Here is an 11,989-nt window from a genome sequence, read left to right on the forward strand (position 1 = left end):
CATCGGCCGGACGGTGGATTCAGTCAAGAAATCCGGAAATGACGTCATTGAGGAAGCGTTGCCCAAGCGCCGTGGTGTGCAACCGGTCGGTTGTCTCGGCGAGCCAACCGCGTTGGCGCGCCTGGGCGAGGGCACCGGCGATGCGGTCGAGTGGCAGGCCGGTGCGCTCGGTGAAGTCCGCCATCGGTACGCCGTCGATCAGGCGCAAGGCGTTGAGCATGTATTCGAAAGGCAGTTCGTCCACGGCCACCGGGTTGCTGCCGCCGATGCGTTCTGCGGCTCCCGGCGCGGCAAGGTAAGCCTTCGGGTGGCGGGTTTTCCAGCGACGCAGCACCTCGCCGTTGGCAACATCGGTGATCTTGCCGTGGGCTCCGGCACCGATGCCCAGGTAATCGCCGAAGCGCCAGTAGTTGAGGTTGTGCACGCAGCGACGCCCTTCCTGGGCATACGCGGATACCTCGTATTGCCTATAGCCGGCCGCGCCCAGCTGTTGTTCGCAGGCTTCCTGCATGGCCCAGGCGTGGTCGTCGTCGGGCAGCGGAGGCGGGTTGGCGGCAAAGGCGGTATTGGGTTCCAGCGTCAGCTGGTAGTGGGAGACGTGAGTCGGCGCGAGCGCGATGGCGCGTGCCACGTCGTCCTGGGCGCCCTCCAGCGTTTGCTCGGGCAGGGCGTACATCAGGTCGAGGTTGATGTTGGCGTAGCCGGCATCCTGGGCCGACTTCACCGCCGCCTCGGCCTCGCTGGCCGAATGGATGCGGCCGAGGCGGCGCAGCTTGGCATCGTCGAAACTCTGGATGCCAAAGGACAGGCGGTTCACCCCTGCCGCCAGATAGCCGTCAAAACGTCCATGCTCGACCGTGCCCGGGTTGGTTTCCAGGGTGATCTCGGCATCGGCATTCAGCGGCAGCCGTTCGCGCACGCCTTCCAGGAAGCGGTCGATCAACTCCGGCGCGAACAGGCTGGGCGTGCCGCCACCGAAAAAGATGCTATGCACCGGGCGGCCATGTACCGCGGCGCCGAAATCGCGCAGGTCGGCGTCGAGGTCGGCGAACAACGCGTCGACATACGTCTCGTAGGGTGGCGCTTCGCCCTTCACGCCGTGCGAGTTGAAGTCGCAGTACGGGCACTTCTTCACGCACCACGGCATGTGGACGTACAGCGACAGCGGCGGTGCGATCAGGGACATGGCTTAGCGGCGTAGTACGTCGAGTTCGTGGCGAAGCTGCACCAGCGCGCGGCCGCGATGGCTGATGCGGTTCTTCATGCCGGGCGACAGTTCGGCCGCGCTTGCGGTTTCGCCGTCGGGCAGGAACAGCGGGTCGTAGCCGAAGCCGTGGGCGCCGCGCTGTTCGGTCAGCACGCGGCCATGCCAGCGGCCTTCAGCGATGAGTGGCGCCGGGTCGTCGGCGTGCTGCAACAACACCAATACGCAGATGAAGAACGCGCCGCGCTGCTCTGTCGGCACGCCGTCCAGCTCACGCAAAAGGCGCGCATTGTTCGCGGCGTTGTCACCATGTGTACCCGCATAGCGCGCCGAGTACAGCCCAGGTGCGCCGCGCAGATGGGACACGCACAGGCCCGAATCGTCTGCCAACGCCGGCAGGCCGCTGATGCGCGACGCGTGGCGCGCCTTGAGCAGTGCGTTCTCCACGAACGTCAGGCCGGTTTCCTCCGCATCGGACACATTGAACGCCGATTGCGGCTCCACCTGCAGGCCGCTGTCGGCGAGCAGGTCGTTGAACTCGGCAAGCTTGCCGGGGTTGCTGCTGGCCAGCACGATGCGCGTCATGGGCGTTCCTGCGGATTACGCCAGACCGAGCGCAGTGCGCTGCGCGGCCACCAGCTCGGTGATGCCCTTTTCGGCAAGACCCAGCAGCGCGTCCATCTCGTCGCGGCGGAAGGCGTGGCCTTCGGCGGTGCCTTGTACTTCAATGAAACCGCCACCGTCGTTCATCACAACATTCATGTCGGTATCGCAGTTGGAATCTTCGGCGTAGTCCAGGTCGAGTACGGGCACGCCCTGGTAAATGCCCACAGACACCGCGGCCACGGCGCCCACCACTGGATTGCGGCGCAGGTTTTCGCGCTTCATCAGCAGGCTCACGGCGTCCACCAGTGCCACATAGGCGCCGGTGATGGCGGCCGTGCGCGTGCCGCCGTCGGCCTGGATCACGTCGCAGTCCAGCGTGATCACGCGTTCTCCCAGCGCCTGGCGATCCACGCAGGCACGCAGGCTGCGGCCGATCAGTCGCTGGATTTCCATGGTGCGGCCGCCCTGGCCGCCGCGCGCGGCTTCGCGCTGCATGCGGGTGTTGGTGGCGCGCGGCAACATGCCGTATTCGGCCGTGACCCAACCCTCGCCCTTGCCGCGCAACCACGGCGGCACGCGGGCTTCCACGCTGGCGGTGCACAACACCTTGGTGTCACCGAAACTCACCAGCACGGAGCCCTCGGCGTGGCGGGTGTAGTGGCGTTCGATGCTGACGGTGCGCAACTGGTCGGCGGCGCGGCCACTCGGGCGGCTGAAAGAGGTCATGGGATAGGAGGCCATTGGGCAAGGCAGGGCGGGAAAGTTTACCATTGCAGCCTTTCTCACCGTTCGAAGGCCTCCAATGACCCGCAGCATGACGGCTTACGCCTCCGCCGAGACGACCGGCCCTGCTGGCACGCTCAGCTGCGAGCTTCGCACGGTCAATCACCGTTACCTGGAATTGAGCCCGCGCCTGCCGGACGAGCTGCGCGTGTTCGAGTCGGCCTTGCGCGAGCGCATCGCGGCCAAGCTGTCGCGCGGCAAGGTGGACCTTACCGTGCGCCTGCGTGGCGAGGCCCGTGCGGAGTCGATGCAGGTGAACGCCACGGCGCTGGCCCGCCTGTCGGAACTGGCAGCGGACATGGAAGCGCGCTTTCCGCGCATGTCCATCGAATTCACCGAGCTGTTGCGCTTTCCCGGCGTGCTGCAGCAGTCCGAGGTGGACCCGGATGTGCTGCAGGCGGCCTTGATGGACGTGCTGGATCGCGCACTTGCCGCGCTCACGGCCACCCGTGAACGTGAAGGCGCCAAGCTGGCCGATCTGCTCAAGGAGCGCCTGGATGCCATCGAGCGCATCGTGGCTGACGTGCGCAGCTTCATGCCGCAGATTCGCGAAGGCCTGCGCGCCCGCCTGGAATCGCGCCTGGCCGACATCAAGCAACCGGTTGATCCGGGTCGCCTCGAGCAGGAACTGGTGCTGCAGATCACCCGCAGCGACGTTGACGAAGAGCTGGATCGCCTGGCGACGCATATCGCCGAAACGCGTCGCGTCTTGAGCACCAGGGAGCCGGTGGGCCGTCGCCTGGACTTCCTCATGCAGGAATTCAACCGCGAAGCGAACACGCTGGGTTCCAAGGCCGTCGACGTGCGCAGCACCAACGCGGCGGTGGACCTGAAGGTGTTGATCGAGCAGATGCGCGAACAGGTGCAGAACATCGAATGAACACGAACGCGTCCAACGCCGACCATCCCCAGTGCACGCTGTTCGTGGTGGCAGCGCCTTCGGGCGCGGGCAAGTCCACGCTGGTCAACGCGCTGCTGGAGCGCGAGCCATCCATCTCGCTGTCGATCTCGCACACGACGCGCCCGCCGCGTCCGGGCGAGCTGTATGGACGCCATTATTTTTTCGTCGAGCGTGAGGCGTTCGAACAGGAAATTGCCGACGGCATTTTCCTGGAGCATGCCGAAGTGCACGGCAACCTGTATGGCACCTCGCGCAACACGGTGGACACGCTGCTCGCCGAAGGCTGCGACGTGCTGCTGGAAATCGACTGGCAGGGCGCGCGACAGATTCGCAAGAGCAAGCCCGACTGCGTGAGCGTTTTCATTCTTCCGCCTTCCCGTGCGGAACTGGAACGCCGCCTGCGCGGCCGCGGTTCGGACAGCCCGGAAGTGATCGCGCGTCGGCTGCACAACTCGCGCGAGGAAATCGCCCACGCGCATGAGTTCGACTACATCATCGTCAACGACAACTTCGACGATGCGCTCAACGACTTGCAGTCCATCGTGCATGCCGTGCGCGGACGCAGCCCGTTGGCCGGTGAGCGCCACGAGGCATTGATCCAGGAACTGTTGGCCTGAGGGCGCAGTTCCTTGCGACGTCTGTTGTTCGTAAGCTCTTGTTTCATTAGCTGTTCCTGAGCAGACCAAGACAGCGCTCATGGTCTTCACGCCACGATTCAGCTACTTTGGCGGCTTTCCCCAAGCCAGCTTTCGCCCATGACCGACTCCGTTAGCGCCAAGCCCGACGACAGCGCCCTGGTGCGCGTCCGTGGCCTGACCACGGTGCTCAATGGCAAGAAGGTCTTCGACGCACTGGATATCGATATCCCGCGCGGCAAGATCACCGCCATCATGGGCCCCAGCGGTACCGGCAAGACCACCCTGCTGAAACACATCACCGGCCAGATGCGCGGCGACGCGGGCGAGGTGTGGGTGGATGGCCATAACGTGCCGAAACTGTCGCGCGAGAAGCTGTTCGAGTTGCGCGAACGCATTGGTTACCTGTTCCAGAATTCCGCGCTGCTCACTGACTACGACGTGTTCGAGAACGTGGCGTTTCCGCTGCGCCAGCACACCGATCTGCCGGAAGTGCTGATCCGTAACATCGTGCTCACCAAGCTGCAGGCCGTGGGCTTGCGCGGCGCGGCGGGTTTGATGCCGACGGAGCTGTCCGGCGGCATGGCGCGTCGCGTGGCGCTGGCGCGCGCCATCGTGTTCGACCCCATGCTGATCCTGTACGACGAGCCGTTCGTGGGTCTCGATCCCATCGCGCTCAATCAGGTCTTGAAGCTGATCCGTACGCTCAACGAGACGCTTGGCATCACCAGCGTGCTGGTGGCACACGAACTGGAAGCGATCAAGCAGGTGGCCGATCACATCTATCTCATCGCCAACGGCAAGGTCGTGGCGCAGGGCGATCCGAAGACCATCGCCGACGACGGTTCGCCGTGGACGCGCCAGTTCTTCGGCGGCGATGCCGATGGTCCCGTGCCGTTCCAGTATCCGGCCGGCGATCTGGGTCAGGCGCTTGGTTTTCCAGGGAGTGGTGCATGAGTGCGGCGATGAAGAACGACAACATCGTGGTGCGCTCGCTCGCACAGATCGGCGACTGCGCGCTGTTCCTGCTGCGCATGCTCGCCGCCGTGCCGCGCAGCATGCGCCACTGGCGCGAGACCGTGCGCCAGCTGTGGTTTGTCGGTGCGATGAGCCTGATCATCATCATGGTCTGCGGCCTGTTCGTCGGCATGGTGCTGGGCCTGCAGCTGTATGACGTGCTGTCGATTTTCGGTGGCACGTCGGCCACGGGCACGGTGGTGGCCATCGCCATCTATCGCGAACTGGGTCCGGTGGTAACGGCGTTGCTCTTCGCTGGCCGCGCGGGCACGTCGGTCACGGCCGAGATCGGCCTGATGCGCGCCACCGACCAGATCGCCGCGATGGAGATGATGGCGGTCGACCCGATTGCCTACGTGGCCGTGCCGCGCTTTCTTGCCGGCGTCATCGCCATGCCGCTGCTGGCCTGCGTGTTCTGCGCGCTGGGCATCTTCGGCGGTCACCTGGTCGGCGTGAGCTGGCTGGGCATCGACAACGGTACCTTCTGGTCGAACATGACCGCCACCGTCGAGGTGGTGAAGGATGTCATCAACGGCGTGATCTGGAAGAGCGTCGTGTTCGGCATCGTCGTGTCGTTGATCGCCGTGTTCCAGGGCTACACCACGCCGCCTACCAGCGAAGGCGTCGCCTATGCGACGACACGCACCGTGGTCGCTTCATCCATCGCCATCCTGGCGCTGGACTTCGTGCTCACCGCCTTCCTGATGTGACCCGAGCCATGAATTTTTCCAACCACTTTTCCATGAGGAACGTGCCGTGAGCCAGAGACAATCCTATGCCGTCGGCACCGGCCTGTTCATCGCGCTTGGCTTTGCCGCGCTCGGCTATCTCGCCACCCAGACCACGTCGGTGGCCAACTCCAGCCGCGGCCCCAGCTACACCGTCGAGGCGCACTTCGCCAACATCGGCCAGCTCAAGGAGCGTGCGCCGGTGAAGGTGGCGGGCGTGCGCATCGGCCAGGTGCAGTCGATCGTGCTCGATCCGGGCAAGGAAACGGCCGACGTGAAGCTGTCCATCGACAAGCGCTACGACCAGATTCCCGACAACTCGGTCGCCACCATCTTCACCAGCGGCCTGCTGGGCGACCAGTACGTGGGCCTGCAGTACGGCAACTCGAAGAAGAGCCTTGCCGATGGCGGCACGCTGGCGCTTACGCGTCCGGCGCAGCAGCTGGAAGAAATGCTCGGCAAGTTCTTTGGTGCCGGCGGCGTGGCCGACAACCTTGGCGGCAGCTACAGCGTCAAGGGGCGCTTCACCAACGTGGGTTCGCTGTCCGTGGGCGCCCCGGTGAAGATGGCCGGCGTGGCCATCGGCACCGTGCAGTCGATCCAGGCGGACCCGGTGAAGCTGGATGCCGAGGTCACCCTTTCCATCGACAAGCGCTACGACCAGATCCCCGACGATTCGGCCGCCGCGGTGTTCACCAGTGGTTTGATCGGCACCCAGTACGTTGCCATCCAGCCCGGCGGTTCGCCGGACATGCTCAAGAACGGCGATGAGCTGGTGCTGACGCAGTCGGCGATGCAGATCGAAGATTTGATCGGCAAGTTCCTGGTCAGCGGCTCGCCCAGCGCCAAGCCGGCCGATGGCGGCAAGACCGACGGCGACAAGCATTGAACCGGCGCATCGCGCACCGATATCCCAACGACATGTTCCCCAGGAGTTTCCCCATGTTGCGCAGTCTGGCTCTTGCCACCGCCATCGCTTTCGGCAGCGTGATTGCCGCCCCCGTGCTTGCGCAGGACGCCGCCCAGGGCGCGGCCAGCCAGCAGACGCCGAACGAAGTCGTGCAGCACATCTCCGATGAGCTGGGCAAGGCGATCGAAGGCCACCAGCAGGAGCTGAAGAACAATCGCGAGAAGTTGATCGGCGTGATCGACGGCGTGTTCCTGCCTAATTTCGACATCGACTACGCCTCGATCCTGGTGCTCGGCCAGCACGCCCGTGAAGCCACGCCCGACCAGCGTTCGCGCTTCGCCAAGGCGTTCTACAACTCCATCACCCATCGTTACGCCGAAGGCCTGCTGGACTACACCCGTGGCCGCGTGAAGGTGTTGCCGTTCTCGGGCGACCTCAACGACAAGCGCACCATCGTGCGCAGCCAGGTGGTGCTGGACGATGGCAAGACCATCGCTGTCGACTACGCCTTCCGCAAGGACAAGAGCGGCACGTGGAAGGCCTACGACGTGATCATCGAGGGCATTTCCTACATCACCAACTATCGCAACCAGGTGGATGCCGAGATTCGCAAGGTGGGCATCGACAAGCTCACCAGCAACCTCGAAAACCAGGGTGATCAGGCGCTGAAGGAAATGGAGCAGGACACCAAGGGTCAGCCGGGCAGCAAGCAGTGAACACGGCTTCCGCGCCCGTGCGCATCGACGACAGTGCCGCCGACGCCGTGCGCGTCAGCGGCGAGCTGACGTTCGGCAACGCCGCCGCCGCGCTCGATGCGATCGGTGCGGCGGTGTCGCGCGATGGCCGCTCGGTGCTGGATCTGTCCGGCATCACCCGCAGCGACAGCGCCGGCCTGGCCTGCGTGCTGGCGGTGCTGGCGCAGTCGGCCGAGCGCGGTCGCAGGCTCAGCGTGCGCAACATGCCTGAGGGTATGCACCTGCTGGCCAGCGTGTGCGAGGTTGAAAGCCTGATGGCGTGAGGCTTCGGCCGCACACGGCATGAAAAAGGGGCCTCGCGGCCCCTTTTTTTGTCCTGCCGAAAGAAGCGATCAGTCTTTCTTCGGTTCCGGCTGGTCCTGCGTCGCCTGCGGCTTCTTGCTGTTTTCCCACTTCTGCTGCTCGTCGAGCAGTTCATCGGGATCGAAGCTCTTGTCGTGCAGACCCTGCAGCTGCTCGATGACCTCTTCCGGCGGATTGCCGTCGTAGATCTTGTAGATGCGCTGCTGGCGGTAAGCGTCGCGGATGAAGGCGTACGGATCGTAGGCCGAATTGAGGAAGCTCTCCGCATCGATCGCGCTGGCGCGAATCGTCACCAGGTACATCAGCTCAGGCAGGTACTGCTGGCCGTATTCGTAGTGGTTGTTGCGCTCGAAGTAGCTGATGGGGTCGAAGAAGTAGCCATCGACCGGCACCTGCCAGAAATCGCGTCCGGTGGTCGGGCCGAAGAACGGCACCATCAGGTACGGACCGTCCGGCACGCCCCAGCGGGCCAGGGTGACGCCGAAATCGGTGTCGTCCAGCGGAATACCCAGCTGGCTGGCCGGGTCGAAGAAGCCGCCAATACCCAGCGTCAGGTTGACCAGGAAGCGGCCGCTGCCCTGCAGCGCCTGCTTCGGGCGCGCCTGCAGCAGGTCGTTGGCCACCGTGATCGGCATGCGGATGTTGGTGAAGAAATCACTCATGCACCGACGGATGGTCGGGTTGGTCACCTTGCGGTAACCCACGGCGACGGGCCGGATGATCGCCTGGTCCAGCGAGTTGTTGAAGGCGTAGACCTTGCGGTTCATCTTCTCGTACGGGTCATCCGTACGCGGTTTGGCGATGGAACAGCCAGCAAGCAGCGTGATGGCCACCAGGGGCAGGCTGCGCATGACGAAAGAGCGAAAAGCGGACGGCATGGGGGCAACTGTCCTGGGGGCATGAGGGAGTACAATATTGTACTGTTGGGTTTTTTATTATGTACAGGCCCCCATAGTCTTATAGGACGCAGGCTGCAGGCGGCGTGAGGCACGCATGATAAGCCTTGCTGCATTGCCAGCAAAGCCGCCTCTGGCTACACTGACAGATGATAAGTCGCTTTATTCTCTAAGGATTTCAGATGGCCCGCATTACTGTCGAAGACTGCCTGCAGGTGGTCGACAACCGCTTCGAACTGGTGTTGATGGCGACCAAGCGCGCCCGCCAGCTCGCAAATGGCGCCGAGCCGGCAGTCCATCCCGACCATGACAAGCCGACGGTGCTCGCACTGCGCGAAATCGCCGACCGCCGCATCGACCAGGCCACCATCGACGAGATCGACAAGGCCGAGCGCGAGCGCGCCGAGCGCGAAGCGCTGGAGTGGGCCGCGGCCGAAGTGGACGACGACCTCTCCAAGGGCGGAGATGACTGATGGATGGCGGCGGCTGTAGCCACAAACGCCTGAGCGCCGGCTTGTCCGGCGTTTTGCGCTGTGGGCTCCACGTCGCCAACCTCGTAGCGCCTTACGGCAGCGAGGCGGTCGCCTGAGCGGGGACCGAACATCCATGCCAGCCGTCACGGACTCCACCACCAAGGATTCGTCGACGCTGCCACCCTACGTGCTGGCGCTCAAGGAGCGCGTGTCCTACCTGCCTGAAGCGCAGGTGGCGAAGGTGGTCCGCGCCTACGAAGTGGGCGCCGTGGCGCACGAGGGCCAGGCCCGCAAGAGCGGCGAGCCCTACATCACCCATCCCGTGGCCGTGGCCGGCATCCTGGCCGAGCTGGGGATGGACGCCGAGACCATCATCGCGGCGATCCTGCACGACACCCTGGAAGACACCTCGCTGAGCCGCACCGAGCTCGCCGGCGAGTTCGGCGAAACCGTGGCCGAGCTGGTCGATGGTGTCACCAAGCTGGACAAGATGCGCTTCTCCAGCCGGCAGGAGGCGGATGCCGAAAGCTTCCGCAAGATGCTCCTGGCCATGGCGCGCGACCTGCGCGTCATCCTGATCAAGCTGGCCGACCGCCTGCACAACATGCGCACGCTGGGCGCGAAAGATGGCCCGTCACGTCGCCGCATCGCGCGCGAGACGCTGGAAATCTACTCGCCCATCGCGCAGCGCCTGGGCATGAACAAGTTCAAGGCGGAGCTGCAGGACCTGGGCTTCCGTGCGCTGTATCCCGATCGTTACCGCGTGATCAGCGAGCGCATCCGCGCGGCGCTGGGCAATCGTCGCGAGGCGATGGGCAAGATCGAGACCGCATTGTCCACGCGCCTGTCGGCCGACCACATCACCGCCAAGGTGGTGGGGCGCATCAAGTCGCCGTGGAGCATCTATTCGAAGATGCGCAACGAGCACAAGAGCTTTGCGCAGCTGATGGACGTGTATGGCTTCCGCGTCGTGGTCGATTCGGCCATGAGCTGCTACATGGCGCTGGGCGCCGTGCATGGGCTCTACAAGCCGGTGGATCGCCGTTTCAAGGATTTCATCGCCATTCCCAAGGCGAACGGTTACCAGTCGCTGCACACCGTGCTGCTGGGGCCGTTCGGCGCGCCCATCGAAGTGCAGATCCGCACCGCGGAAATGGATTCGGTGGCCGAGCGCGGCGTGGCGGCACACTGGGCGTACAAGACCGATTCCGGCCCGGCGAACAGCGCGCAGGCGCGCGCCCGCGAGTGGCTGTCGTCGCTGGCGGACAGCCAGGCCAATACCGTTTCATCGTCCGAGTTCATCGAGAACGTCAAGATCGACCTGTTCCCGGACGAGGTCTACCTGTTCACGCCGCGCGGCGACATTCTCGCGCTGCCGCGCAATGCCACCGCACTCGACTTCGCCTACGCCGTGCATACCGATGTGGGCGACCACGCCGTGGCCGCGCGCGTGGACAAGAAGCTGGTGCCGCTGCGCACGCGCCTGGAGTCGGGCCAGCTGGTGGAAATCATCACCGCGCCGTCGGCGTTGCCGAACCCGGCGTGGCTGGAATCGGTGGTCACCGGCAAGGCGCGCACGGCGATTCGCCAGTACCTGAAGCATCTCCAGCACGAAGATGCGGTGGACTTCGGACACCGCATGCTCGATCGCGCGCTCGACGCGCTGGGCACCAGCCTCGATGCGATTCCGCCGGCCGTGCTCGATCGCTTCCTCGAAACATCCAAGCTCAAGCGCCTGGAAGAACTGTTGTCCGATATCGCGCTGGGCAACCGCATTCCGCACCTCGTGGCCAGCCAGCTGGTGGCGGCACGCGGCAAGAAGTCCACCGACGTGCAGCAGTCGCCGCATGCGATGGAGAAGATCCGCATCACCGGCGCCGAGCGCGGCGTGCTCAGTTTCAGCAACTGCTGTCATCCGCTGCCGGGCGACGAGATCATCGGTTATCTCTCCTCGGGCAAGGGCATTGTGGTGCACCGCGTGGAATGCCCGAACGTGGTGGAACTGCGCAAGTCGCCGGAACGCTGCGTGGCCATCGAGTGGGACCGCGACGTGCAGGGCGATTACCGCGCCGAACTGCGCATCGAAGTCATCAACCGCCCGGGTGTGCTCGCCACCGTGGCGGCAGCCATTGCGGCGGCGAACTCCAACATCGAGAACGTGGAATACGTCGAGCGCGACGCCGCGGCGGCCACGCTGTTGTTCGCGCTCGAAGTGAAGAACCGCAAGCATCTCGCGGAAGTGATCCGTCGCGTGCGCCGCACCGGCGTGGTGAGTGGCGCGTACCGCTATCCGCTGTAAGGCGCGCCGGCTCCTCATCGGCCGCATGAGGTTTTAGACTGGGGGTCTGAACAACCCACGAGGCTCCCCATGTCCCGCGACATCATCTCCACCGACAAGGCTCCGGCCGCCATTGGCCCGTATTCGCAGGCCGTTCGCGCCGGCAACACGGTCTATTTCTCGGGCCAGATCCCGCTTGATGCAGCCACGGGCCATACGGTCGAAGGCGACATTGCGCTGCAGGCGCGCAAGGTGTTCGAGAACATCAAGGCCGTGGCCGAGGCCGCTGGCGGTTCGCTCGACAAGATCGTGCGCGTGGGCATTTACGTGACCAACCTTGGCCATTTCGCCACGGTCAACGAAATCATGTCCGAGTATTTCCAGAAGCCGTTCCCGGCGCGCTCGACCATCGAAGTGTCGGCACTACCCAAGCTGGTCGACATCGAAGTCGACGCCATCATGGTGCTCGACTGATCGATTTGCGCGCTCTGCGCCGACGG

Annotated in this window: 14 protein-coding genes; 10 read left to right on the forward strand and 4 right to left on the reverse strand. The window is 64.7% G+C overall.

Going from position 1 to position 11,989, the window contains the following annotated elements:
• Positions 1–19: 19 nt before the first annotated feature.
• The 3 genes from hemW to rph are packed head-to-tail and all read right to left on the reverse strand — an operon-like array spanning position 20 to position 2,536.
• Positions 20–1,186: a radical SAM family heme chaperone HemW gene (gene hemW / locus DK366_RS01435; RefSeq protein WP_109123723.1), complete on the reverse strand. Its 1,167-nt coding sequence runs from the start codon at positions 1,184–1,186 to the stop codon at positions 20–22.
• Between the two features lie 3 nt (positions 1,187–1,189).
• Positions 1,190–1,789, reverse strand: a complete 600-nt coding sequence (gene rdgB / locus DK366_RS01440) for an RdgB/HAM1 family non-canonical purine NTP pyrophosphatase (RefSeq protein WP_109123724.1) — start codon at positions 1,787–1,789, stop codon at positions 1,190–1,192.
• 15 nt (positions 1,790–1,804) lie between these two features.
• A complete protein-coding gene (rph, locus tag DK366_RS01445) occupies positions 1,805–2,536 on the reverse strand; it encodes a ribonuclease PH (RefSeq protein WP_109123912.1) in 732 nt (243 codons plus the stop codon).
• 76 nt (positions 2,537–2,612) lie between these two features.
• On the opposite strand from rph, the gene DK366_RS01450 reads away from it, so the two are divergent.
• The 7 genes from DK366_RS01450 (at position 2,613) to DK366_RS01480 (ending at position 7,802) form a co-directional block, all read left to right on the forward strand.
• Entirely contained in the window at positions 2,613–3,473 is an 861-nt protein-coding gene (locus DK366_RS01450; protein WP_109123725.1) for a YicC/YloC family endoribonuclease, read from the forward strand.
• Entirely contained in the window at positions 3,470–4,111 is a 642-nt protein-coding gene (gene gmk, locus DK366_RS01455; protein ID WP_109123726.1) for a guanylate kinase, read from the forward strand. The genes DK366_RS01450 and gmk overlap by 4 nt, the downstream gene beginning before the upstream one ends.
• Positions 4,112–4,249: 138 nt before the next feature.
• The gene (locus DK366_RS01460; RefSeq protein ID WP_109123727.1) at positions 4,250–5,086 is read left to right on the forward strand and encodes an ABC transporter ATP-binding protein; all 837 of its coding nucleotides are present in this window, start codon (positions 4,250–4,252) and stop codon (positions 5,084–5,086) included.
• Positions 5,083–5,856 (forward strand): lipid asymmetry maintenance ABC transporter permease subunit MlaE, encoded by a 774-nt coding sequence (mlaE, locus tag DK366_RS01465; protein WP_109123728.1) that lies wholly within the window; start codon positions 5,083–5,085, stop codon positions 5,854–5,856. Before DK366_RS01460 ends, mlaE begins: the two co-directional genes overlap by 4 nt.
• Before the next feature lie 46 nt (positions 5,857–5,902).
• Positions 5,903–6,763, forward strand: a complete 861-nt coding sequence (mlaD, locus tag DK366_RS01470) for an outer membrane lipid asymmetry maintenance protein MlaD (RefSeq protein WP_109123729.1) — start codon at positions 5,903–5,905, stop codon at positions 6,761–6,763.
• Between the two features lie 53 nt (positions 6,764–6,816).
• Positions 6,817–7,500: an ABC transporter substrate-binding protein gene (locus DK366_RS01475; RefSeq protein WP_109123730.1), complete on the forward strand. Its 684-nt coding sequence runs from the start codon at positions 6,817–6,819 to the stop codon at positions 7,498–7,500.
• Positions 7,497–7,802, forward strand: a complete 306-nt coding sequence (locus DK366_RS01480) for an STAS domain-containing protein (protein ID WP_109123731.1) — start codon at positions 7,497–7,499, stop codon at positions 7,800–7,802. Before DK366_RS01475 ends, DK366_RS01480 begins: the two co-directional genes overlap by 4 nt.
• A 69-nt stretch (positions 7,803–7,871) precedes the next feature.
• On the opposite strand, the gene DK366_RS01485 is transcribed toward DK366_RS01480, so the two are convergent.
• Positions 7,872–8,720 carry a VacJ family lipoprotein gene (locus DK366_RS01485; RefSeq protein ID WP_109123732.1) on the reverse strand — a complete coding sequence of 283 codons (849 nt, stop codon included), beginning with the start codon at positions 8,718–8,720 and terminating at the stop codon, positions 7,872–7,874.
• 200 nt (positions 8,721–8,920) lie between these two features.
• On the opposite strand from DK366_RS01485, the gene rpoZ reads away from it, so the two are divergent.
• From rpoZ to DK366_RS01500, 3 genes are all read left to right on the forward strand, one after another.
• Positions 8,921–9,211 (forward strand): DNA-directed RNA polymerase subunit omega, encoded by a 291-nt coding sequence (gene rpoZ, locus DK366_RS01490; protein ID WP_109123733.1) that lies wholly within the window; start codon positions 8,921–8,923, stop codon positions 9,209–9,211.
• A gap of 133 nt (positions 9,212–9,344) precedes the next feature.
• Entirely contained in the window at positions 9,345–11,510 is a 2,166-nt protein-coding gene (locus DK366_RS01495; protein WP_109123734.1) for a bifunctional (p)ppGpp synthetase/guanosine-3',5'-bis(diphosphate) 3'-pyrophosphohydrolase, read from the forward strand.
• Positions 11,511–11,579: 69 nt separating this feature from the next.
• Entirely contained in the window at positions 11,580–11,963 is a 384-nt protein-coding gene (locus DK366_RS01500; RefSeq protein WP_109123735.1) for a RidA family protein, read from the forward strand.
• Positions 11,964–11,989: the final 26 nt, after the last annotated feature.

It is taken from the genome of Dyella sp. C11 (assembly GCF_003121485.1).
Lineage (GTDB): Bacteria > Pseudomonadota > Gammaproteobacteria > Xanthomonadales > Rhodanobacteraceae > Dyella.